32 protein-coding genes are annotated in these 22727 nt (G+C 35.9%); 6 read left to right on the forward strand and 26 right to left on the reverse strand.

Going from position 1 to position 22727, the window contains the following annotated elements:
• Nucleotides 1-219: 219 nt before the first annotated feature.
• The 9 genes from ACK4R1_RS04680 to ACK4R1_RS04720 all read right to left on the reverse strand — a co-directional run bounded on the left by ACK4R1_RS04680 (nucleotide 220) and on the right by ACK4R1_RS04720 (nucleotide 4556).
• Nucleotides 220-630 (reverse strand): hypothetical protein, encoded by a 411-nt coding sequence (locus ACK4R1_RS04680; RefSeq protein WP_409684194.1) that lies wholly within the window; start codon nucleotides 628-630, stop codon nucleotides 220-222.
• 254 nt (nucleotides 631-884) lie between these two features.
• The gene (locus ACK4R1_RS04685) at nucleotides 885-1763 is read right to left on the reverse strand and encodes a hypothetical protein (RefSeq protein ID WP_409684196.1); all 879 of its coding nucleotides are present in this window, start codon (nucleotides 1761-1763) and stop codon (nucleotides 885-887) included.
• A 172-nt stretch (nucleotides 1764-1935) separates the two neighbouring features.
• A complete protein-coding gene (locus ACK4R1_RS04690; RefSeq protein ID WP_409684198.1) occupies nucleotides 1936-2259 on the reverse strand; it encodes a hypothetical protein in 324 nt (107 codons plus the stop codon).
• A 154-nt stretch (nucleotides 2260-2413) separates the two neighbouring features.
• Nucleotides 2414-2668 carry a hypothetical protein gene (locus ACK4R1_RS04695; RefSeq protein WP_409684199.1) on the reverse strand — a complete coding sequence of 85 codons (255 nt, stop codon included), beginning with the start codon at nucleotides 2666-2668 and terminating at the stop codon, nucleotides 2414-2416.
• A 149-nt stretch (nucleotides 2669-2817) separates the two neighbouring features.
• Entirely contained in the window at nucleotides 2818-3210 is a 393-nt protein-coding gene (locus tag ACK4R1_RS04700) for a hypothetical protein (protein ID WP_409684201.1), read from the reverse strand.
• 5 nt (nucleotides 3211-3215) lie between these two features.
• Nucleotides 3216-3482, reverse strand: coding sequence for a hypothetical protein (locus ACK4R1_RS04705; RefSeq protein WP_409684203.1), 267 nt, complete (start codon nucleotides 3480-3482; stop codon nucleotides 3216-3218).
• A gap of 10 nt (nucleotides 3483-3492) precedes the next feature.
• Nucleotides 3493-3684, reverse strand: coding sequence for a hypothetical protein (locus ACK4R1_RS04710; RefSeq protein WP_409684205.1), 192 nt, complete (start codon nucleotides 3682-3684; stop codon nucleotides 3493-3495).
• A 198-nt stretch (nucleotides 3685-3882) separates the two neighbouring features.
• A complete protein-coding gene (locus tag ACK4R1_RS04715; protein ID WP_409684207.1) occupies nucleotides 3883-4101 on the reverse strand; it encodes a hypothetical protein in 219 nt (72 codons plus the stop codon).
• A gap of 146 nt (nucleotides 4102-4247) precedes the next feature.
• Nucleotides 4248-4556 carry a hypothetical protein gene (locus ACK4R1_RS04720; RefSeq protein ID WP_409684209.1) on the reverse strand — a complete coding sequence of 103 codons (309 nt, stop codon included), beginning with the start codon at nucleotides 4554-4556 and terminating at the stop codon, nucleotides 4248-4250.
• A gap of 154 nt (nucleotides 4557-4710) precedes the next feature.
• Between ACK4R1_RS04720 and ACK4R1_RS04725 the strand changes: the two genes are divergently transcribed.
• The 3 genes from ACK4R1_RS04725 (at nucleotide 4711) to ACK4R1_RS04735 (ending at nucleotide 6320) form a co-directional block, all read left to right on the forward strand.
• On the forward strand, nucleotides 4711-5097 hold the full coding sequence (locus tag ACK4R1_RS04725) for a hypothetical protein (protein WP_409684211.1): 387 nt from the start codon (nucleotides 4711-4713) through the stop codon (nucleotides 5095-5097).
• A gap of 59 nt (nucleotides 5098-5156) precedes the next feature.
• Nucleotides 5157-5627 (forward strand): hypothetical protein, encoded by a 471-nt coding sequence (locus ACK4R1_RS04730; protein ID WP_409684213.1) that lies wholly within the window; start codon nucleotides 5157-5159, stop codon nucleotides 5625-5627.
• A 339-nt stretch (nucleotides 5628-5966) separates the two neighbouring features.
• The gene (locus ACK4R1_RS04735; RefSeq protein WP_409684215.1) at nucleotides 5967-6320 is read left to right on the forward strand and encodes a DUF1508 domain-containing protein; all 354 of its coding nucleotides are present in this window, start codon (nucleotides 5967-5969) and stop codon (nucleotides 6318-6320) included.
• Nucleotides 6321-6402: 82 nt separating this feature from the next.
• Here the strand turns inward: ACK4R1_RS04735 and ACK4R1_RS04740 are convergent, their stop codons facing one another.
• The 3 genes from ACK4R1_RS04740 to ACK4R1_RS04750 all read right to left on the reverse strand — a co-directional run bounded on the left by ACK4R1_RS04740 (nucleotide 6403) and on the right by ACK4R1_RS04750 (nucleotide 10170).
• Nucleotides 6403-6588: a hypothetical protein gene (locus tag ACK4R1_RS04740; protein ID WP_409684217.1), complete on the reverse strand. Its 186-nt coding sequence runs from the start codon at nucleotides 6586-6588 to the stop codon at nucleotides 6403-6405.
• A 158-nt stretch (nucleotides 6589-6746) separates the two neighbouring features.
• The gene (locus ACK4R1_RS04745) at nucleotides 6747-8891 is read right to left on the reverse strand and encodes a S46 family peptidase (protein ID WP_409684219.1); all 2145 of its coding nucleotides are present in this window, start codon (nucleotides 8889-8891) and stop codon (nucleotides 6747-6749) included.
• A gap of 43 nt (nucleotides 8892-8934) precedes the next feature.
• Nucleotides 8935-10170, reverse strand: a complete 1236-nt coding sequence (locus ACK4R1_RS04750) for a 3-deoxy-D-manno-octulosonic acid transferase (protein ID WP_409684221.1) — start codon at nucleotides 10168-10170, stop codon at nucleotides 8935-8937.
• A gap of 96 nt (nucleotides 10171-10266) precedes the next feature.
• On the opposite strand from ACK4R1_RS04750, the gene ACK4R1_RS04755 reads away from it, so the two are divergent.
• From ACK4R1_RS04755 to ACK4R1_RS04765, 3 genes are all read left to right on the forward strand, one after another.
• On the forward strand, nucleotides 10267-11406 hold the full coding sequence (locus ACK4R1_RS04755; RefSeq protein WP_409684223.1) for a DegT/DnrJ/EryC1/StrS family aminotransferase: 1140 nt from the start codon (nucleotides 10267-10269) through the stop codon (nucleotides 11404-11406).
• A gap of 79 nt (nucleotides 11407-11485) precedes the next feature.
• Entirely contained in the window at nucleotides 11486-12499 is a 1014-nt protein-coding gene (gene galE, locus ACK4R1_RS04760) for a UDP-glucose 4-epimerase GalE (RefSeq protein ID WP_409684225.1), read from the forward strand.
• A gap of 47 nt (nucleotides 12500-12546) precedes the next feature.
• Nucleotides 12547-13446: a DMT family transporter gene (locus ACK4R1_RS04765; protein WP_409684227.1), complete on the forward strand. Its 900-nt coding sequence runs from the start codon at nucleotides 12547-12549 to the stop codon at nucleotides 13444-13446.
• Between the two features lie 84 nt (nucleotides 13447-13530).
• Here the strand turns inward: ACK4R1_RS04765 and ACK4R1_RS04770 are convergent, their stop codons facing one another.
• The 14 genes from ACK4R1_RS04770 to ACK4R1_RS04835 form a co-directional block, all read right to left on the reverse strand.
• The gene (locus ACK4R1_RS04770) at nucleotides 13531-13788 is read right to left on the reverse strand and encodes a hypothetical protein (protein ID WP_409684228.1); all 258 of its coding nucleotides are present in this window, start codon (nucleotides 13786-13788) and stop codon (nucleotides 13531-13533) included.
• Between the two features lie 5 nt (nucleotides 13789-13793).
• On the reverse strand, nucleotides 13794-14474 hold the full coding sequence (locus tag ACK4R1_RS04775; RefSeq protein WP_409684230.1) for a peptidoglycan DD-metalloendopeptidase family protein: 681 nt from the start codon (nucleotides 14472-14474) through the stop codon (nucleotides 13794-13796).
• Nucleotides 14475-14484: 10 nt separating this feature from the next.
• Nucleotides 14485-14868, reverse strand: a complete 384-nt coding sequence (locus tag ACK4R1_RS04780) for a DUF3037 domain-containing protein (protein WP_409684232.1) — start codon at nucleotides 14866-14868, stop codon at nucleotides 14485-14487.
• Entirely contained in the window at nucleotides 14846-15634 is a 789-nt protein-coding gene (locus ACK4R1_RS04785; RefSeq protein WP_409684234.1) for a HipA family kinase, read from the reverse strand. The genes ACK4R1_RS04780 and ACK4R1_RS04785 overlap by 23 nt, the downstream gene beginning before the upstream one ends.
• 77 nt (nucleotides 15635-15711) lie before the next feature.
• A complete protein-coding gene (fabD, locus tag ACK4R1_RS04790) occupies nucleotides 15712-16584 on the reverse strand; it encodes an ACP S-malonyltransferase (protein ID WP_409684236.1) in 873 nt (290 codons plus the stop codon).
• Between the two features lie 153 nt (nucleotides 16585-16737).
• Nucleotides 16738-17265, reverse strand: coding sequence for an NADPH-dependent FMN reductase (locus ACK4R1_RS04795; RefSeq protein WP_409684239.1), 528 nt, complete (start codon nucleotides 17263-17265; stop codon nucleotides 16738-16740).
• Nucleotides 17262-17492 carry a (4Fe-4S)-binding protein gene (locus ACK4R1_RS04800; RefSeq protein WP_409684241.1) on the reverse strand — a complete coding sequence of 77 codons (231 nt, stop codon included), beginning with the start codon at nucleotides 17490-17492 and terminating at the stop codon, nucleotides 17262-17264. The genes ACK4R1_RS04795 and ACK4R1_RS04800 overlap by 4 nt, the downstream gene beginning before the upstream one ends.
• 4 nt (nucleotides 17493-17496) lie before the next feature.
• Nucleotides 17497-17904 (reverse strand): OsmC family protein, encoded by a 408-nt coding sequence (locus ACK4R1_RS04805; RefSeq protein WP_409684243.1) that lies wholly within the window; start codon nucleotides 17902-17904, stop codon nucleotides 17497-17499.
• A gap of 10 nt (nucleotides 17905-17914) precedes the next feature.
• Entirely contained in the window at nucleotides 17915-18199 is a 285-nt protein-coding gene (locus ACK4R1_RS04810) for a GNAT family N-acetyltransferase (protein WP_409684245.1), read from the reverse strand.
• Nucleotides 18200-18269: 70 nt separating this feature from the next.
• Entirely contained in the window at nucleotides 18270-18986 is a 717-nt protein-coding gene (locus tag ACK4R1_RS04815; RefSeq protein ID WP_409684247.1) for a pirin family protein, read from the reverse strand.
• A 204-nt stretch (nucleotides 18987-19190) separates the two neighbouring features.
• On the reverse strand, nucleotides 19191-19766 hold the full coding sequence (locus ACK4R1_RS04820) for a Crp/Fnr family transcriptional regulator (RefSeq protein WP_409684248.1): 576 nt from the start codon (nucleotides 19764-19766) through the stop codon (nucleotides 19191-19193).
• An 83-nt stretch (nucleotides 19767-19849) separates the two neighbouring features.
• The gene (locus tag ACK4R1_RS04825) at nucleotides 19850-20218 is read right to left on the reverse strand and encodes a DUF6370 family protein (protein ID WP_409684250.1); all 369 of its coding nucleotides are present in this window, start codon (nucleotides 20216-20218) and stop codon (nucleotides 19850-19852) included.
• Nucleotides 20219-20224: 6 nt separating this feature from the next.
• Nucleotides 20225-21388, reverse strand: a complete 1164-nt coding sequence (gene purT, locus ACK4R1_RS04830; RefSeq protein WP_409684252.1) for a formate-dependent phosphoribosylglycinamide formyltransferase — start codon at nucleotides 21386-21388, stop codon at nucleotides 20225-20227.
• Nucleotides 21389-21516: 128 nt separating this feature from the next.
• A complete protein-coding gene (locus ACK4R1_RS04835; protein WP_409684254.1) occupies nucleotides 21517-22701 on the reverse strand; it encodes a pyridoxal phosphate-dependent aminotransferase in 1185 nt (394 codons plus the stop codon).
• Between the last annotated feature and the right edge of the window lie 26 nt (nucleotides 22702-22727).

A 22727-nucleotide genomic window follows, 5' to 3' on the forward strand; every position in this document is an offset into this window, starting at 1 on the left:
TGGGTAGAAGATTAGAAATGCCCGATTGAATTATTTCTTTCGGGTTTTTTTCTGCCTGAAAATTAAGAAAAAAGCAGCGCATAACCGCAGTTTGGCGCAATTGCTGGTTTCCGTTTCGTTGGAGAATACTCGGTTTATTCAAATTTTTCATTTCGTTTTACTTTTTGTTTAAAAATTCCGCAACTGACGCCAAGCTGTCACTCGTTAGCAAACACTATATCAGAACTCACGAAATTGAGAATTTGATACAGTTATTGAATCGCCTTTTTTGACACAATCAGTATAATTATTTTGACAATAATTACTTTCGCCCACGATTTTTCTTGCTTCAATTTCTAGTGGCATTTTATCGTAACCATATAAACTTTTTTGAGCCAAATATTTTAAATAAAATAAAATTGCACCCGATTTATTATATTGTTTCCAGTGTACTAATTCGTGTTCTAAAAGTTTCTGATTATCTTTTTCGCTTTCTTTTATATAAATTCCGAATGGTGGAATAGTTTGTGCGTTGTAATTAAATGGTAGATTTTTTTTAATAATTATTTGAGGTTTAGTATTAATTTTAGCTAACAAATAATCAGCTAATAAAATACCACCAATTGTAAGTAAAATGTTTTTTGTTTTCATCTTTAAAAATTTTATAAAATAGCGATTTGCTAACAGCGTGTTTATTCAATTGTGGCAAAAGGCTTAATTTAATGTTTATTTTGTACTTTTTATTTTTGGTTTCAATCCGAAACTTTGTTTTGTGTTTTTCCACAACTGAAATAAACCCGCAAAACGTTACCTGCAAGTGCTAAATAAGTGATTAATTCAAAGGTTTGTTTATATTTACCCATAATACACTCTTTTTTTTCCTTCCTTTTTTAGATAGTTTGCGGTTAAAAAACTACGCATCCATAGCCACATTCTTCTTCTAAATCAAACAAATCATTTTCATAAACATACTCATCATTTGCTTTTGTAAATGGTTGTTCAGCCATTTTTACTAAATCTTCAATAGTATTATAACCTCTATAAAAGGTTTGTGTACCATTATTCTGTTCCATTAATTCGTTATAACTTGGTTTTCCATCAATAGTAATAGATCCATAAGTCTTAATCATTTTATCCCACCAAAACATTGTATTTGGTTCTTCTTTTAAAATAGTCATTAACTTTCTGTTAGATTTAGCAAAACACAAATCACAATTTCCTTTGTATGCAGGTATTGTAATTTGTATTGGTTGGTCTTTCCAAAATTTATTTCTTGCCTTACTATCAATTTTATGATCCATTAAAGGATAGAACACGTTATTCGTTTTATAATCTTTTCTTACTCTATCCATTTCATCAATTCGTAAACCAACTGCAACAGAGTAATTATCCTTACCAAAAATACTATCAGCATATTTTCTCAAAACTTCAAGTTTCATATCTCTATTGCACCATTTGTTTTCTTTATTTGGTATTCCAAGTTTTTTAATTCCAGATTCAAATATTTCGCCTTTAGTTTTTAGATTTTTATAATCAACTATTTTAGGAGTAACGCCAATTCCTTTTTCGTGAAATTCTGCTTCAATCCAAACCATATTAAGGTTATAATAGTCATTACATTCATTCATAAAATGCAAACTTTCTTTTCTTTCTTTACTTGTATTTGCCATTCCGTAAACGATATTATGGTCAGGATACCATTTTCGTAACATTATAGCCATCATAACGCTACTATATCCAGCAGATATTGAACCAAATATATTTTTATTGCCTTGTAGTTTCATAGTGTTGTAATTTGCCTTATCAGGCATTTGCCAACGCTCAAAAAAGAGTGTATTATTAGTTTAGTGCTTTATCAAAGTTTAATGCTATCTAACCGCACCAGTCAGGTAACACTGTATAAAATCCATTGCCGAAAAAGGCAACGTATCTTATACGTTTTCGTTAGCAAACAGTTTAGAGAACGTCTTGACTATACTTGTCAATCATTGCTCCAACCTGTATTGCTTCTTTCAACATTCTTACTGCTACAATTCTCATTTCAGCTAAAGTTTCTTTTTGCCTTGTCAAATCATCGTTTCTAACGCATTTCCAAAGAACATCATTGTAAACCCTTAATAAATCCATTTCTTCATCAAGTTCGTCAATTTCTTCTTTTAAAACTGCAAAACCCTCGTGAGGTGAATTTGTAATTTTTGGAAATTTCTCTCTTGCTCTCTCTAATTCAAAAACAATTAAATCTTGAATGTGTTCGTCCATTTGTTGTTTAGTTTTTGTCATAATAAAACCGATTTGCTAACACCCGCTATATTTCAGCGTTGGTGTAGTGATTAATTTAATTATTTTGCTTCTCTGTTTGCTTTGGTAATAACCGAAAGTGTAATACTTGTTTATTCCACGCCGAAATTATAGCGGTGAAACGTTATAAACAATCTCAGCGAACGCCGTTGCAAGTCATGCAGATACCGTTCTTAATTCCTATCACTCTTGAGCATTTACAAACTTTAACCTGAAACTTATCATCAAGAGATTGTTTGTCGTTTGGTTTTAAATCATCAAGATTTCTTAATTTCATCCACTCTGATTTTTTTAAACCCATTGCATCGGCTAAACTTTCTATTGAAAACCCTTTTGATGCGTGACCAAAACCCAATAATTGCATTTCGGCTGTTTTTAATTGGCTTGCCATATTAAGACTGTTTATAACACCACATTGTAGCAATAGCTACGATAGTGTTTGATTAATAATTATTTTTGTGTTTGCTATCTACTACACATTGTGTAGTGTTTTGGTTAATTAATACGCTACTGCTACAATCTGCGTTCCGTTATCCAACACTAAAAAGGAACATCATCATGAAGTCTATCATGTTCAAAATATTTCCTTATGTTTTGTTTCATTGTTAAAAGTTGAATATTCCAAATATGATAACCTTGTGCATTACACCTTCTGTCTATTGTTGCCGCTCTACCGCATACGCCTTTTTTTAGTATGTAACCTATCCTAATGCAGAACTGTCTAAATTCTTCAAGAGTGATTGTGAATTCTTTGCCTCGACGTTGTGCATTTCCTTTAAAATTTCGGTATCTATAATAAACCGGGTCACGTTTTTTTAATTGTCGGGCGTAATGTTTTGCACAAAGGCCGCCACTTCTTGGAGCGGGTTTTTGATTGCAGCTATAAGCACAGCAAAAATGGCCTTTCACTTTTTTTATTTGGCTGATTTCCATAATGCTTATAACAATACATTTTCTGGCAAAATGCCTTTTATCTTACTTTGCAAATCTTGATCTTGAGAAAGTTTCATCAATCCCATTTTACAACAAATGGCAGCTTCGCTTTTATCCATGTTATAATAATGCATTTCATACTGTTTTGTGGCTGAATTAAAAATGGTAACGGTCGTTTTTTTATTGGTCAAAATCCTAAATGCAGTAACTATTTTCCGAAGAAACATAGTAAAAGGAGTAACATAAATTTCATTAACTGGTAGTTGGTTCATACTGTTGAGATTAAAAATTAGTAGTGATTTCGTCTAATGATTTTAACCTGTCAATTTCAATATTTGCCTTTTCAAGTTGTTGCTTGAGATAGGTTTTTATTGGGTTCAAAACTTCTTCTTCATGGTCATTGACTAACATTTCAATGCTTTCGATGGCCGTTTTTAAGTGTTCGGTCTTGGTAATTAGCTTTGGTATTGACATAGTTTGGTTGGTTGGCTTTTAACCGCTGCATAGGACTTTTTAATCTGCTTTAAAACTTTTCTAAAAGAAAAATTTTGGTAAGAACGTATTTGCCTATGCATGGCTAAAAAAGTGGTAATTGATGTAAGAACGTTGGAAAGCCTATCGGGATGCGGTTACTCTCGTGCAACCGCAAACGTCAAGGAATATGGCAAGTTTTCACTTGCATTGGATATTGTGTTTTTTTCGCCAATTGGCCAAATAATTAGCGGCCATTACTTTAGGGTCGAAAAGGTTTTGTTTTTTGATTTTCGTTGGCACGGAATTTGCCTTTTGTGCTGCGAAACTTTTTGAAAACTCTTTTTCAAAAGCTGCAATTTCCGCCGGAGATAATGTGGCGACTATTTGTAGAGCAATGTGGGTTTGAGTTGACAACATATAATTTGTTATATTTGTCCTGCAATCGTGGTTGATTGCAAGAACGTTTGTTCGAAAGGCAAATGTTTAATGGTTGGGGCGTTAGTTGGTAGCTAGCGCCCTTTTTTTATGTAAAAGGTTTAATGGTTTTATTTTTGGCACAGTATTTATTCATATTTTAATATTTCTATTAGTTGGAAAACAGTTTTTTGATATTCGGCATAATCAACACGAATTTTGTTGGCTATTCTCATGGTTGGTAATTCTCCATTAATAGCTTTAGTTACATAAGAAGTTGATTTTTCATGTTTAGCACTCATTGATCGTTTAAATAAATTGAATATTTTATTTTCAATTTTTGTTTTGAGTTCATCAATACCAACTGTTTTACAAATAATTTCTTGTGGCAGTTGCTTGCGTTTATGCTTGTTTGATTTTCGGCTTTGTGCCTTTTCTTGAAGGGTTTTTGTTGTCATTTTAGTATGAGTTAGATTTTGTTTTCTTATATTTCTGAAACAAACTTAAGAATAAAAAACTAATTAAAAGTATTTTACACTAATTATTTTAGTTAAAAATACTAATTAAATTATAAATAACTGATATTTAAGTATTTAAAAATATATTTTTAAAATGAAAAACTATATTTCTCAAAATATTGATTTTTTAGTAAAAAAAATGAATTCGTCTCAAAACGAATTTGGTAAAATGTTTGGTTTGGGAACAGGTATTGTTAGTTCTTACATAACCAAAAATGTAATTCCTAAAATTGAAACCATTCAAAAAATTTGTATTCATTTTGAAATAACGATTGATGATTTTATCAATAAAGATTTATCTAAAGAGAATGTTTATGGAATAAAACAAGGAAAATTATTATTTACAAATGAAGAAGGCGAAGAATATGAAATAAGCCCACGTTATGTTGAAGCACTTGAAAAGGCTATTATTGATAAGGATAAAATTATTAATATGCTAGAGGATAAACTGGCATTACACGAAAAAAATAACACGGCATAAAAATTGTATGAAAATTGTGTATATTCGTAAACCATAGTATTAACAAAATTCGTACAAAGATGAAAAGATTATTATTTGCATTTCTACTAATTAGCGCATGTGCATTTTCTCAAGAAGCAGACAAAGAAATTTATTCTAAAGTTTCTCCAACTACTAATGAAGAATATAAATTTTTAGTTGCTGGGTTAAGAGATCACATTGAAAAGGGAACAGACATGAAACTGGGTTATTCTATTAAATGGAATGAGCCATTAAAATCAAAAGATGGAAATTACAAAGTAAACTTTGGCGTTTTTTTAAAAAATGATACCAACACGGTGAAGGGGATTTCTATTATTCTACAAGTATTTAGCGTGTCGTATTATTTGGCAATTCCTATTAATAACGATGATTTAATGAAGTCTTATCAAAATTCATTAAATGAACTTGGAGAAACTAATACAACATTTGTTGCTTTTGCTCTTAGTAAATATTTGCCGGTTTATTTAGACTTATATACAAATATGTTGAATGCAACTAGAAGTAAATAATAATTAATAACCTATAAACGCACCTGTAAAACAAAATTTCTTTGAAAATCTGAAAAGTAAAGAGTTTGATTGTCAGGCGATTAGGTTTTGAATATTGTGTAAATAAGAGGTTTACACAACTTAAAATCCAGTGAACAGCAATGTTCGTGCGGGTTCAAGTCCCGCCTTGAGTACAAAGCCTCTAACTTAAAGTTAGAGGCTTTTTTTATGCGCTTTGGTTTGGGTTTTTAATAGGTTTAATGTTTTATACCAATTCAACTTTGTAACTTCGAAGCTGATTTCAAAACAATGTCTCTAACTAAAATCAGCTCTTTTTTATTTTAAATACTTAAATATTGTATGGGAACTTTTGTTGTAACTAAAAGATTGAATGACTTCTATAAATTTGAGTTTGTTTCCAGAAAAGGGAAGACAATCTTCACCAGTACCGATTATGAGCTTAGGTTTGAATGTGAAGAAGCGATAGAGGTTTTTAAGGTTTCTATTGATTCATATCATTTTCTTAAGTTTAAAACCGCTAAAGGAAAATGTTTTTTTAAATTGATGAATGAAGAAAAAGTTTTTGCAATCAGCAGAAAGTATTCAACAGAACTAATGTTGCAAAAGGGAATTGATGAGATTGTTAGGTATGGGTCAAAAGCAGAAATATTAGATTTCTCAGCAGGCGACTCTATTTTTTCTGATGTAGAATGAGATGATTCAGTTTGTTTTTGAGACAATTATAAAAAAAGAAAGCCACGCAATGCGTGGCTTAATTTCTTACTGTAATTTAAAATTACTTAGCAGCTTCAACTGGAGCAGCAGTAGTGTCAGCAGCAGCAGTGTCAACTGCAGTAGTGTCAGCAGCAGGAGCTTCAACAGCAGTAGTGTCAGCAGCTGGCTCAGCAGCAGCATCAGCTTGTTTACAAGATACTACAGTTAATGCAGCAACAACAGCTAAACTTAAAAATACTTTTTTCATCTTACTTAATTATAAAAGGTTAATTATTAATTCGGAGCAAAGATATAAATTTTTTTATTTGGAAAATTTTTTATTTAACTTTTTTTAAAAAATCTCTATTTTGCTTCGATTTTCATTTTACAACAATCGTGCCAAAACTTAAGAAACGCTTAATTTCTTTATTTTTTCTTTGGTGCAACAATCTTCATTTCTTTAATTAAGTTATCAGCACCGGCAAATTTATCTATTACAAATAAAACATAACGGATGTCGACCATGATGTTTCTGCAGATTTCAGGAGAATAAAATATATCACTCATTGTGCCTTCCCAAACACGGTCAAAGTTTAAACCAATTAAATTTCCATTAGCATCAAGTGCCGGACTTCCTGAATTCCCACCGGTAGTGTGATTGGTAGCGATAAAAGCGACAGGCATTTTACTTTTCACACCATAATTTCCGTAATCTTTAGCATTGTACAAATCAATTAGTTTTTGGGGAACATCAAATTCATAATCACCCGGAATGTATTTTTCTATTACACCATCTAAATAAGTAAACGGTTCGTAAATCACACCATCATTAGGTTTGTAACCTTTAATTTTACCATAAGTCACACGGAAGGTACTATTGGCATCCGGAAAAATTCGATCTGATTTTTTACTCAGTTCCAAAATGGCCTTCATGTAAGTCCTTTGTGTAGCGGTAATTCTCAAATTGATTTCATCGTATTTCGGCAATACAGTTTTTAAATAATTGTCTGCCATAACTTTTACAAGCTGAAAGCCTTTGTCTTTATTGAGGTTTTCCAATACAGTTTTAGAATCGCCACTAAGTAAAACCTTCACTTTTTCATAAGTAACCAATTGTGATTGGGTGAAAATTTCATTAGACAAATTAACAATATTTACATTCTCGAATGTACTTGGCAAGAATTGTTTTGGGTAAGTTTTAGCATAAATCTCAATGGTTTTTTCAAAAACCTTTTGATCAATGTTAGTATTGTAATCTTTATAGAAATCTCCTAATCCATTGATTAAATTATTCCTTCTGTCGTTGAAGGATTGTTCGCCTCTGGTATTGTAAATTTGTTCTAATTGGTATAATTTGTAACCTAAATTCAGGATTTCAGTATTTCGCAAAGCGACTTCTGTAAAGACATCTCTGGCAAGGGCATAGTCATTGATTTCTGTATAGTTTTTTTCAAAATCAGCTAATAGATTTCCATATTCTGCTTGTTTTCCTGCAGCAATAACTTTCTTTTGAAAATCAGCCTCAAACTGTTTTTTGGCTTCTACTGCATTGGCTTTTTTCAATCCTTTGGATTCTCCGATCCATTTTTTCCAAGCATTAGAAATAGAAGAGTTTTTAGCCGCATACTGTATTTTAATGGCTTTGTCTTTTCGCATAAATTCATTTTGCACTTTTAAAGTAGCGTCGCGAACTTCAATTTTAGCCGGATTTAACGTGTTTACAATTTGTTCAACCGCAACAGCTGGCAAATATTCTCTGGTTGTTCCCGGAAAACCTAAAACCATAGTAAAATCATTTTCCTTTAATCCTTGTATAGAAATTGGGAAGAAGTATTTAGGTTTATAAGGCACGTTGTCGCTAGAATACGCCGCCGGACGATTGTTCTTGTCGGCATAAATTCTAAATAAAGAAAAATCTCCGGTATGGCGAGGCCAAACCCAATTATCAGTGTCGGAACCAAATTTTCCGATGGAACTCGGTGGCGCGCCAACCAAACGAACATCACGGAAAGTTTCGGTTACAAATAAAATGTATTGGTTTCCGTCATAGAAAGTCTTGATGCTGTTTTCTTGCCAAGATTCTTTAGGCGATGTTTTGCTTAATTCAGCAATGTTATCTTTTATTCTTTTCTGTTTATCCGCTTCTGAAGTCAATGAGGCAACTCCGGCAAGTATTTTTTCAGTAACATCATCTATACGAATGATAAAAGTTACGAATAAGTCTTTGTTTGGCAATTCCTCTTCCATTTTGTAGGCCCAAAAACCATTTGTCAGGTAATCTTTTTCAACAGTAGAATGACTTTGGATGTTGTCATAACCACAATGATGATTGGTTAAAATTAATCCTTTGTCTGAGATAACTTCTGCTGTACAACCTCCGTCAAAATGAGGAACAGCATCTTTTAAACTCGATTTGTTTACCGAGTAAATATCTTCGGCACTGATTTTCATGCCCAGATTTTTCATTTCGGTTTCGTTCATTCCTTTCAATAACGAAGGAATCCACATGCCGCCTTGTTGTGCTTGAACTTGGAATACTAAAAGTAATAGCAGTAATCTTAAAAATTTCATAGTTTAGATTGTTTGAAGTAAAGTAATGAGTTTGTGTTTGTTTTTATTTGTTACAAATATGCTTTATAATCACCTCTGTTGCCCCTTTGTTCATTTGCACAAAAGTTTCGCAAATGTGACCCTTTTCATGACGAATATCATCATTTGAAATCAAATTGTCTAAAGCGTCGTTGAGCTCGGTTTGATTGTTTATTGAAATGCAACCTTCCATATTCACTAAAGCCGTCGCTTCTGCAAAATGGGAATAATTTGGCCCAACCACAATCGGGATGCCAAAAGTTGCCGGTTCCAAAATGTTATGTACGCCGGGATTTCCGAATCCACCGCCAACATATGCAATATCGGCATAACTGTAAATTTTGGTTAAAATGCCAATCGTGTTGATGATGAAAACTTGAAATTCCGCCAAATTTTGATTTTCTTTTTCCGAAAACAAAATTGCAGATTTTGTTATTTGTGATTTAAGATTTGAAATTTGTTCTGTTTTAATGTTGTGCGGCGCGATAATAAATTTCACATTGGCATCGGCTTGATTGATAAAATTCACCAATAAATTTTCGTCTTTTGGCCAAGAACTTCCAATCACAATAGTGGTAGTGTTGTTTTTAAATTGTTCAATAAAATTTAACGAATTGTCTCGGTCTAAAATCGAAACCACTCGGTCAAAACGAGTATCACCTGATATTTTTATGTTTTGGTGACCTAAAGACTGTAGCAATTTTTTCGAACTTTCATTTTGCACAAAAAAACAGTCAAAAGCTTTCAAAGCATTTCGGTAAAAATCGCCATACCATTTGAAAAATGCTTGATTCTCTCTGAAAATTCCCGAAATCAAATAGGTTTCAACATCCGCTCTTTTTAATTCGTTCAAATAATTGGGCCAATATTCATATTTAATGAAGAAAACCAATTCGGGATGAACGAGTTTTAAAAACCTTTGTGCATTCGATTTAGTATCCAAAGGCAAATAAACAGTTGCGTCAGCGATTGTATTGTTTTTTCGAACTTCATAACCCGAAGGCGAAAAAAAGGTCAGTACAATTTTGTGATTGGGAAACTCTTCTTTTATTTTTTCCATTACAGGCAAACCTTGTTCGTATTCGCCCAAAGAGGCTGCGTGAAACCAAATGGTTTGGTCTTCCGGATTTATTTTAGCCGATAAAGTTTCGAAAACGGTTTTTCTCCCGTTGACAAACAGCTTTATTTTGGGACTGAAAAGCGCCAATATTTTCACGATTTGTGAAGCTAAAACCAGCAAAATATTATATAAAAAAAACATCCCGAAAAATTTGATGCGCTAAAATACGTTTCTTTTACGGAAGATGAAATTCTACTTCAGAATTTCTTACTTTTGCTACTCATAATTTTTTAGAAGATGAGAAAAATTCAAATGGTTGACTTAAAAAGTCAATACGAAAAAATAAAAGATACCGTTAATGCTTCGATTCAAGAAGTTTTAGATACCACAACTTACATCAACGGACCATTGGTTCACGAATTCCAAAAAAATCTTGAGGAATATTTAGAGGTGAAACATGTAATTCCATGTGCCAACGGAACTGATGCTTTGCAAATCGCGATGATGGGTTTGGATTTAAAACCAGGCGATGAGGTAATTACAGCCGATTTTACTTTTGCTGCAACTGTTGAAGTGATTGCCTTATTGCAATTGACGCCGGTTTTAGTTGATGTCGATATCGTGAATATGAACATTTCTATTGAGGCGATTAAAAAAGCGATTACCCCAAAAACCAAAGCGATTGTGCCGGTTCATTTGTTTGGTCGCGCGGCGAATATGGAAGCGATTATGGCCATTGCCAACGAACACAATTTATATGTAATCGAGGATAATGCTCAAGCTATTGGAGCGAATTGTAAATTCTCTGACGGAACCAAAAAGAAAGCCGGAACAATTGGACACGTTTCCTCAACATCATTTTTTCCTTCTAAAAATTTAGGTTGTTACGGTGATGGTGGTGCGATTTTTACCAACGATGATGATTTGGCACACAAAATCCGCGGCATCGTAAATCACGGAATGTATGTTCGATATCATCACGATGTGGTTGGCGTAAATTCCCGTTTAGACAGTATTCAAGCAGGTGTTTTGAATGCTAAGTTACCATTTTTAGATGCTTACGGTAAAGCTCGTCAAGATGCTGCAAGAAAGTATTCAGCCGCTTTTGAAGGACATAAAAATATTATTGCGCCAAGTATTTGTGATATTTGTGATTGTCACGTTTTCCACCAATATACTTTAAGAATTATTGATGCCGACCGAAATGGTTTGATGGAACATTTACTTGCGAAAGGCATTCCGTGTGCCATTTATTACCCGATTCCGTTGCATTCTCAAAAGGCTTATTTGGATTCGCGTTACAAAGAAGAAGATTTTCCGGTAACCAACCAGTTGGTGAAAGAAGTAATTTCGTTACCAATGCACACCGAATTAGACGATGAACAAATTAAATTCATAACCGATAGCGTTTTAGAATATTTAGAAGATAAGAGATAATAGACAATTAGATAATAGACAATTGATTAGGATATCCATCTGTCATCTTTTAGTCTATTCTCTATAATCTAAATAAAATATGAAAGTAGTAGTAACAGGAGGTTTAGGATTTATTGGTTCACATACGGTTGTTGAATTACAAAATCAAGGTTTTGAAGTAGTAGCCATTGATAATTTATCTAACTCTTCAATTAGTGTTTTAGATGGTATCGAAAAAATTACCGGAAAGCAACCTCTTTTTGAAAATATCGATTTAAGAGAGAAAGCAGCGGTTCAAAATTTCTTCAAAAAACACAATGATATTGTTGGTGTGATTCATTTCGCGGCCTCAAAAGCGGTTGGCGAAAGTGTTGAAAATCCATTGTTGTATTACGAAAATAACATCAATACGTTGGTTTATGTGCTTCAAGAAATGACTGTAATGTCGCAAGCCAACTTAATTTTCAGTTCTTCTTGTACGGTTTATGGTCAAGCCGAAAGCATGCCTATTACCGAAGATGCTTCCGTTCAACCTGCAATGTCTCCTTATGGGAACACCAAGCAAGTTGGTGAAGAAATCATTCATGATGTCGCCCGAGTGACCAATTTAAATTCGATCTTACTTCGTTATTTTAATCCAATCGGAGCACATCCAAGCGCTGAAATAGGAGAATTGCCGCTAGGTGTTCCACAAAACTTAGTGCCTTTTATTACCCAAACGGCTATGGGTTTGCGTAAAGAATTGTCGGTTTTTGGTAATGATTACCCAACGGTTGACGGTACTTGTATTCGCGATTATATTCATGTGGTTGATTTAGCAAAAGCTCACGTTATAGCTTTACAGCGTTTGTTAAACAAACAAAATTCGGAAAAAGTAGAAACCTTCAATTTAGGCACCGGAACCGGAAGCTCTGTTTTAGAAGTGATACACGCTTTCGAAAAAGTCTCCGGGCAAAAATTACCCTATAAAATCGTAGCTCGGAGAGAAGGTGACGTAATTCAAGCATACGCCAATACCGACAAAGCAAGAGAGGTTTTAGGTTGGAGTACCAAATTGTCTTTGGAAGATGCTTTAGCTTCGGCTTGGAAATGGGAACAAAAAGTTAGAAGTTAAGACCTTAAAATACCGATTACTTCATTGTAGTCAACCCTATCCACTACATGAGTGAAAAAACTGATTTCAAATTACTTTTCTGTCTATTTATAGTAGCGGTAGTTTGGGGTACAACTTATTTGGGGATTAGAATTGCTGTCGAAACGATGGAGCCTTGGTACATCACCTCCACCAGACAAGGTTTAGCGGCTTTGATAGTTTTGGCTATTTTATTGTACAAAAAGCAATTGGCTTGGATTGGATGGGAAAACTTCAAACTCCAATTTATTCCGGCGATTTTGATGATTGTTTTGGCGAATGGTTTTACCACGATTGCTGAGCAAAGTGTTCCGAGCGGATTGACTTCAATCTTAAGTGCTTTATCGCCGTTAGTAGTCTTTTTAGGCGGAACGATGATTGGTCAGCAAAAGGCAACACTCAAAGGTTTTTTGGGTGTAATTGTTGGCTTCCTTGGCGTTGTTTTTATATTCAGAGATGGTTTGGGAGATATTTTAGATCCGAATTACAAAACCGGAATTCTCTTTTTAAGTATCGCCATTTTGTCTTGGTCAGCCGGAACGGTTTACACCAAAATACACACACACAAGTCGAATAATATTGCGCTGAATTTGTTTTATCAGTTTTCGATAGCAGCCATTGTTCAATATGTTTTAGCGCTTATCATTAATCCGGATGTAGATTTTAGTGCTTGGAGTTCCAGAAGTGTTTTTGCAACTCTATACCTGTCTGTTTTTGGTTCAGTGATTGCTTTTTTTGCTTACCATTATGCCTTGAAAAGAGTGACCGCCATTCAAGTCTCAGTGCTGAATTACATCAATACCATCATTGCCGTATTTTTAGGTTGGCTTTTGTTAGATGAAGTCATTACACTTGACTTTTTGATTGCCACAGTTCTAATTATTCTCGGAGTGTTCATTACCAATTATAAAAGAACCCGAGGCACATGAGCCAAAGGCGAACTGAGCAAGGCTAAAGCCGAACAGGGCGGAGCCAAATAAAAAATCCCCATTTTTGATGAGGATTTAGTTTTTTTATTTAGCCGATTCTTTTAATTTTTTGGCTGCTTCTTCCAATTTGGTCGCGCTTTTTATTTTCATCGTATCCATTTCGGCTTTTGTTTTCTGCTTTAAAGTATCCAATTCTTTTTTGGCTTTTACCGTCACAGAATCTACAGTTTCTTTTACTTCTCCGGTTACTGCGTCTTTAGCGGCATCGAGTTTTTCTTTAGTTTCATCTTTGCACGAAGCTAACAAGGCAATTAAGGCAAATGATACAATTAGTTTCTTCATGATATTTAGGATTTAATTTTTAATAACAAATTCGGGTCAGGACAATTCTCCATATAGAATGCCAACGTTTTTGAACTGCAAACTCCGGGATAATCACCCGTTTTATTTTCCATATCAATAATGATTTGGAAATGCAAATGTGGCGCATAATCGCCATTAATTGGAGGCAAACCTAAAGTCGCTATTTGTTCTCCTTTCTTGACAAAGTTACCTACTTTTTTGTTATTTAAGCTATCCAAACTCAAATGACCATACAAAGTGTGAAACTTTAATCCGTCGATTTCATGTTCCAAAATAATCGTCGGTCCATAATCTCCTAAAGCAGTATTGTCTTGAAAACTGTGGATTTTGCCCTCCAAAGCCGCGTAAATCGGTGCCGATTCGTTAATCCATAAATCTAAACCAATATGAATGTTGCGCTCGTCAGTATTGTCATTTTTGAAAACACTACTTCTTTGGTACAAATTCCGATGTTCAATGTAACCACCAAAAGCAATTTTAGCTTGATGTTTATCTAAATAATTTTGAATGTATTCTTCGTAATCTTTAGCAGTAGCTAGTTTTTGACCAACCAAATTTTCATTGGTCACCGATAAATCCAAAGCAACATAATCAGCATAATCGATGGCTGCCGAAATGACTTTGACGTCTTGAATATTTCTAAATAGGTCAATGATTTTTTCCATGGCAAGCAATTTACAAAACTAACTCTGAATATAATTTTTCAAAAGTAGCATCCAAATCAGCACTGAATCCAGAATGAGGTCGAGACGTTTGTATGCTCGAACTCTTAACCGCTGTCAACCATCTGAAACGCTCCGAAATTTCGAATGCACCAATTGGTCCGCCATCTTTTTTGCCATGACCGATTTTTACAAAGGATTCCAAGTTTTCTTTTAATTGATTAATATCAAACTCAGCACAAATCGACTGTATTTTTTCGGGTACGATGTGATACTCAATCCGCAAGTATTTTTGCCTTTTGCAAAAAAGCAACAATCCGATATTGATAAACTCTTCGCGCTCTACCTTGGGCACAACACGAATAACGGCATATTCATATAAGTGTTTTTCTTGCATCTTGCGCTTGTTTTAAAAATACATCGGTATTGGCCAATCGGATAGATAAAAATTGAAAATAAATTTCTTTTATTTCATCCGAAGATATGGCGCCATCTTCCCATTGTAGCCAATCTTCTGGAATTTGATTTACAATTTCTTTGAGAATGGTATCGTTTAATTTTGTTTTGAATTCGGTATTGACTTCTTCTAATCGACTTGCTTTGGGTAACAAAACATGGTCTTTGATCAAAGCAAATGGCGAAACCGCATTGGCTTTCCAGTTGTCCCAAGAATGGTGGAAATAAAAAGCCGCGCCGTGGTCAATCAACCAAAGTTCTTTTCTCCAAATTAAGAGATTAGTGTTCTTAAAAGTTCGGTCGACATTGGTGATAAAAGCATCGAGCCAAACGATTTTTGACGCCAAAAGTTCCTCACAATCATTAGTCGCCGCGTCATAAGTTATTGCGCCTGATAGATAATGCAAACCCAAATTCAAACCTTGACTGAACTTCAACAAATCCTGAATTTCCTCATCGGCTTCAGTTCTTCCAAAAGCTTCGTCTAAATGGGCAAAAACCAATTCAGGAACCGGCAAGCCTAAATAACGCGCAATTTGTCCGCCCAAAAATTCGGCAACCAAAGCTTTTACGCCATGACCGGCGCCGCGAAATTTCAACACATATTTAAAATCATCATCGGCTTCAGCCAAAGCCGGTAGCGAACCACCTTCGCGAAGTGGCGTAATATATCGGGTTACGTTTACCGTTCGTAAATTTAAGTCCATCAACTCGGAATTCTTTAAAACAAAGATAGCATAAAAAAACTCCGATGTTTTTATCGGAGTTTTCAATTTTTTTGAGGTTATGCAGAATGGGTTTCCACTTCTCTATCAATTTTATTGACCAAACCAACCAAGACTTTTCCGGGACCAACTTCCGTAAAACTAGTCGCGCCGTCTTTAATCATTTGTTGTACTGATTGCGTCCATCTTACCGGAGCGGTCAATTGAATAATTAAGTTTTTCTTGATTTCGTTAGCATCAGAAACCGCACTAGCCGTAACGTTTTGATATACCGGGCAACTCGGAGTGTTGAAAGTGGTAGCTTCAATCGCTGCCGCTAATTCTTCGCGAGCCGGTTCCATCATTGGCGAGTGAAAGGCACCGCCAACCGGCAACAATAAAGCGCGTTTTGCACCGGCTTCTTTCATCGCTTCACAAGCTTTTTCTACGGCTGAAAATTCACCTGAAATTACCAATTGTCCCGGGCAGTTGTAATTCGCCGCTACGACAACACCATCAATCGAAGCACAAACGTCTTCTACAATTTTATCGTCTAAACCCAAAACTGCCGCCATTGTTGATGGAGTGATTTCACAAGCTTTTTGCATCGCAATCGCACGTTGAGAAACCAATTTCAATCCGTCTTCAAATGACAATGCACCATTGGCCACCAAAGCAGAAAATTCGCCCAACGAGTGTCCGGCCACCATATCAGGTTTAAAATTTTCTAAGGTTTTGGCTAAGATTACCGAGTGTAAAAACACTGCCGGTTGCGTTACTTTGGTTTCTTTCAGCTCTTCTGCAGTGCCGTCAAACATAATATCGGTGATGCGGAAACCTAAAATGGTATTGGCTTTTTCAAATAAGTCTTTGGCCATGGCCGAATGCTCGTATAAATCTTTACCCATACCGGTAAATTGCGCTCCTTGTCCAGGGAAAACGTATGCTTTCATAAAGTGATTTTTGTTGTTTTGAATAGCAAAAATACTAATTTTTTTGGAGCGGAATGGCTTGGGCTTTTTTGGTTTCCATTTTCCCGCTTTTCGCGCTACACGGTAGCTAGCTACAATCGGGGCTAAAAGGCTACTATTCGCTTCTTTGTAATCTTATATTTCAATCGAGTTGATAATTTCCAACAATTGTTTTTTCAGTTCAGAATTAGTAATGCCGTTTACAATATCAAAATTATCGTTGAAACTTGGTAAAGAAAAACTGCCTTTAACTTCCGCACCTTGGAACGGAAATCTTTTGGTAGCAATGTCTAAAACACTTCCGCCACCACGAGCCCCTGGAGAAGTAGCTAGTAACAACATTGGCTTTTGCTGAAAGGTTTTATTGTTAATTCTCGAAGCCCAGTCCAAAGTATTTTTAAACGCCGAAGAATAAGCACCATTGTGTTCCGCTAAAGAAAGTACAATGAAATCAGCACTGCCAATTTTGGCATAAAAATCTTGTGCCAAAGGATGTATGCCATTTTCTTTTTCTTTATCCACCGAAAAAACAGGCATGTCATAATCATTCAAGTCTAACACTTCAATGTCAACATTTTGAAACAAATTCGCAGCATAAACCGCCAATTGTTTATTGATGGAATTCTTGCTCGATGAACCACCAAAGGCTATTATTTTCTTCATTTTTCGATATTTAAGTAATAGGTCAAAGCGCCGGACGGACATTTTTTTACAGTATCAATAATTTTATCGGTTGTTGAATCTTCCGGAGTAATCCATGGTTTTGCTGCCGGTTTAAAAACATCGGGATTGTTGCGAACACAATTGGCAGAATGTATACATTTCCCCGATTGCCATACTATGGTCACTTCGCCATTGGTGTATTCTTTGGTTAGGTCTTTCGGATCCATAATTTTATATTTTGGTGTTTATTTGTATCTGGTTTTTGAGGATTTTGGATACCGGACATTTTTCGGCAATCAACAATAATCGCTCTTTGATTTCGGCCGAAACTTCATTAGAAAAAGAAATGTCTCGAGTAATAGTAGTAACCAATTCGCCATTGTTTTCTTGAGATAAATTCAGTGAAATATTAATCTCAGGAATATCCCAACCTTTGCGGTCTATGTACATGCGTAAGGTTGACAAAGTGCAACCCGCTAATGAGGCCAAAAAAGTGGAAAACGGATCAGGTCCGATATTTTTTCCACCAACATTTTCCGGTTCGTCCATCAATAAAGTGCCGTTGCGCCAAGAAATGGTGCACAAGTATTTTTGTGCGCCAATTTTTCCTTCTACGTTATTTTCTAAAAGATTTGCCATAATTGTATTCTTATAAAACGTCTCTAAATTCAGGAACTTTATCAAAAACACTTTTTGCAAACGGACAAAGCGGGATAATTTTAATGCCGTTTTCACGAGCATATTCCACCGCTTTGGTGACCATTTTTTTACCAAAACCTTTGCCTTCGTTTCCCGGATTTACCTCGGTGTGATCAATAATAATTTTGTCTTCGCCCGCAAAAACAAAGGTCATCATTGCTTCGCGTTGGCCATCTACATCAATGTAAAAAAAGCCTTTTTTACCATCGATTTTGAGTTGTACTTCGTTGTTCATGTTTTTTGTTTTAACCGCAGATTCGCAGATTATCAAATTCAAAATAAATCTGCGAATCTGCGGTATTTTATTATTGTATCATTGGAACTTCCATTAATAATACTTCCGCATCTGTGGTAGCTTCAAAGGTTACTTTTTCGAAATCTGTGATCCCCAAACCGTCGCGTTCTCCTAATGCTTCTCCGTCAACGTTTACGCTTCCTTTGATTACGAAAACATACAATCCGTTACCTTCTTTTTTGCGGTCATAGTCTAAAGTAACACCTTTGTCTAAATTGCCCATGTGAAACCAAGCGTCTTGGTGAATCCAAACTCCGGCATCATCTGCATTAGGCGAAAGAATTTGTTGTAATTTATTGTGACGGTCAGTCGTGTCTAACGTAATTTGTTGGTAACGCGGTTCAACGTTTCTGTATTTTGGAAAAACCCAAATTTGTAGCAAATTGGTTCTTTTGTCCGGATTCGGGTTGAACTCAGAGTGCTGAATTCCGGTTCCGGCGCTCATCACTTGTACGTCACCAAATTTGATTACCTCAGTATTGCCCATGCTGTCTTTGTGAGCCAAATCGCCTTCCAATGGAATAGTAATAATTTCCATATTATCGTGTGGATGTGTTCCAAAACCCATTCCGCCGGCAACGATGTCATCGTTTAATACTCTCAAAACGCCAAACTGAACTCTTTCAGGGTTATAGTAGCTTGCAAAACTAAAAGTATGGTGTGCGTTTAACCAACCGTGATCGGCGTGTCCGCGAGTGTGTGCTTTGTGTAAAACGGTATTTTTCATTTGTATTTAATATTTGTTTTTTAATGGTCAAATGCAGCCGAAACAAGTTTCGGTGTCATGATGTTTAAATTTAGTAATTATTATGATACAAATTTACAATCATGTTGTGTCTGGAGAACTTAATGTAGATTAAGAAGTGAGTTTACAGTCGCAGTCTCAGTTTCCAGAAATGCAAAAACTGAAAGCTGAGACTGAGTACTGAGACTATTTTTTAAGCATACGCGCTTTCATTTTGCTAAAGAATTCAGGTGTTACGCCAATGAAGGAAGCGATTTGTTTTTGCGGAACTTTTTGGATGAGTGTTGGATATTTTTTGCAGAACTTGTCAAAGCGTTCTTCGGCAGTTAGGCTTAGATTGTCCATTAGTCTTTCTTGGTTGGCCACCAAAGAATTTTCGATAAGGATTCTGAAAAAGCGTTCGAGTTTTGGGATTTCAAGATAAAGTTGGTCTTGATTTTCTTTTGACAACACAACTACTTCGGCATCTTCCAAAACTTCAATAAAAAGATTTCCGGGTTTTTGTGACAATAGGCTGTACATGTCACTAATCCACCAACCTTCGCAGGCAAAACTCAGTACGTGTTCGACTATGTTGTCATTGATGTTGAAACTTCGAAGTAAACCTGAATTGACAAAATAACCTTCTTTGCACACTTGACCGGCATGTTGAAGAATAGTCTTAGATTTAAATTGTTTGGTTTCGGTTTTAGATAGAAAAAGCAATTCTTCTTCCGGAGTTAAAGAAATGTGTTTGGAAATGTTTTGTAGAATCAGACTCATATTTTCAAAAGTACAATAAAAGTTATTGAAAATAAAGTGTAAAAAAAGCGGTCTTGTTCTTAAGAACAAGACCGCTTGTATTTTTAGTGTTTATGACCCTCATGGTCATCCTGTTTTTTATTTTCTACGGGAAGTAGTTTGAACTGTGATGCCACAAATTTGTTGTCTTTTATTTCTCCGACAACTTCTGCTTTTCTGACTGTAGAGCAAAATCCGTCAGCGGCGTGAGCATCCCCATGTTTGTGAATGTCGGTTCCTTCAACGAAATACGATTTTCCATCGATGCGAACAGCTAAATCACAGCCTTTTTTGTCTTTCATTCCAAATTGACATTGACCACAAGAGGCTTCAACAATTTGAGTTTTTTGGGCTACTTTTTTTTCGTGTGCATTTTGTGCATTTACCGTAGTTATGCCTAAGGCAAATGTTACTACTAACAATAATTTCTTCATTTTTTATCAATTTACGGTTACTAATTTTGCGGTTTCTTTAGCTTTTTCAACTATGGATTCAATTGGTGTGCTCAATGAATCATTAGTCAAAACAACACCCATTCTTCTGTATGGTCTTGAAGTTGGTTTCCCAAAGATACGAAAATCAGTTTTAGGTAATGAAGCAACGTCCGAAATTCCTGTGTAAGTTGGGTTAGTAGAATCGCCATGGGCTAAAATTACAGCGCTTGCACCAGCTTTTTCCAAAGTAATTTCAAAAATAGGCAGGCTTAAAATGGCTCGCAAATGCAATTCGAATTCGTTAAAGTTTTGGGTTCCGGCTAAAGTAACCATTCCGGTATCATGCGGTCTTGGTGACAATTCCGAGAAATAAACACCTTCATCCGTCAGGAAAAACTCTACTCCGAAAAGTCCGGCACCACCGAGTGCTTCCGTAATTTTTTCAGCCATATCTTGTGCTTCAAACAAGTCTTTATCTGAAACTATTGCCGGTTGCCAACTTTCTTGATAATCGCCGCGTTCTTGTCGGTGACCGATTGGTGCGCAAAATAGCGTTGGGTTATTGTTTTGAGTAACGGTCAGTAAAGTGATTTCTGAATTGAAATTCACAAAGGCTTCTACAATCACTTCAATAATATCGCCACGGGAACCTTCTTCGGCATACTGCCAAGCTTTTTCAATATCGGCTTCGGTTTTGATGGTAGATTGTCCTTTACCTGACGAACTCATCAATGGTTTTACAACACAAGGCATGCCAACTTCAGCAACCGCTTTTTGCAATTCTTCAGCGGATGTTGCATAGCGATAATTGGCCGTTCTTAAACCTAAATCTTTGGCAGCTAAATCGCGAATCGCTTTTCGGTTCATAGTAAAATTGGCCGCTTTTGCCGATGGCACAACGGTTATCCCTTGTTTTTCATAATCGTAAAAACGTTCGGTGCGAATGGCTTCTATTTCGGGAACTATAAAATCGGGCTTATGTTTGGCGACGATTCGGTCTAATTCGGCGCCATCGAGCATGTTGATGACTTCGAATCCGTGGGCGACTTGCATGGCCGGCGCATTTTCATAACTGTCGACTGCAATTACGGTTTGTCCGATTCTTTGTGCAGCGATTACAAATTCTTTTCCTAATTCTCCGGAACCGAGTAGTAGTATTTTTTTTATCATGGTTTATAATTAGCAGGGATTGCGCGAAGGATTGGAGCAAGTACCGCGTACTGCGGAAAGCCTGGCCCAAAGGGCGCGCCCAAATTATTAAATAAAAAGCCCCAAGTTTCCTTGAGGCATATAATGATTTAAGCTAGTGCTTCTTTGATTCTTTTGAAAGCTTCGGTTAGCAATGCTTCGCTGGTGGCGTAAGACAATCGAATGCAGTTTGGGTTTCCGAAAGCGTCGCCGGTAACAGTGGCTACGTTGGCTTCTGATAACAAATACATGGAGAAATCATCGGCGTTGGCGATTAGTTTGCCGCGTAACGTTTTACCGAAATAGGCAGAAACATCCGGAAACAAATAGAAAGCACCTTCAGGTATGTTGATTTTGAATCCCGGAATTTCTTTGGCTAAATCGACTACTAAGTTTCTTCGGTTTTTGAATGCAGTCACCATTTCGTTTAGAACACTTGGATCGGCGTCAACGGCAGTAATGGTAGCTCTTTGTGCGATGGAGTTTGCGCCGGAAGTGACCTGGCCTTGCATTTTGGTACAAGCTTTAGCGATAAATTCGGGAGCGCCGATGTAACCTATTCTCCAACCGGTCATGGCGAAAGCTTTGGCCACACCATTTACGGTAATGGTTCTGTCGAATAAGCCCGGAATTGTTCCGATGCTGCAGAAAGTTCCTGAGAAATTGATGTGTTCGTATATTTCGTCGGAAACAATATAGATGTTTGGGTATTTTTCTAAAACTTTACCAATGGCTTCCAATTCCTCGCGGTTGTAAACGGAACCACTTGGGTTACAAGGCGAACTGAACCACATCATTTTGGTTTTGGGCGTGATCGCTTTTTCTAATTCTGCTGCGGTCATTTTGAAATCGCTTTCTACAGAAGTCGGAACTTCCACCGGAACACCGCCGGATAGTTTGATAATTTCGTAATAAGAAACCCAATATGGTGCAGGCAAAATTACTTCATCACCGTCGTTTAACATTACTTGCGCCACGTTGTATAAAGATTGTTTCGCTCCGGTTGACACAACGATATTGGCCGGTTTGTAATCAAGGTTGTTGTCTCTTTTGAATTTTCTGCAAATGGCGTCTTTCAATTCTCCGTAACCGTCAACTGGCGTATAGGTACTGTAATTTTCGTCGATAGCTTTTTTGGCGGCTTCTTTGATGAAATCGGGTGTGTTGAAATCGGGTTCGCCTAAACTTAAGCTGATAATGTCTTTTCCTTGGGCTTTTAATTCTCTGGCCAACGCTGCCATGGCCAATGTTTGTGAAGTAGATAAATTGTTAATTCTGTCGGATAAAATACTCATTGTGTTGTTGTTGTCAAGTTAAATAA

This window comes from Flavobacterium sp. (assembly GCF_046293665.1).
Taxonomy (GTDB): Bacteria; Bacteroidota; Bacteroidia; order Flavobacteriales; family Flavobacteriaceae; genus Flavobacterium.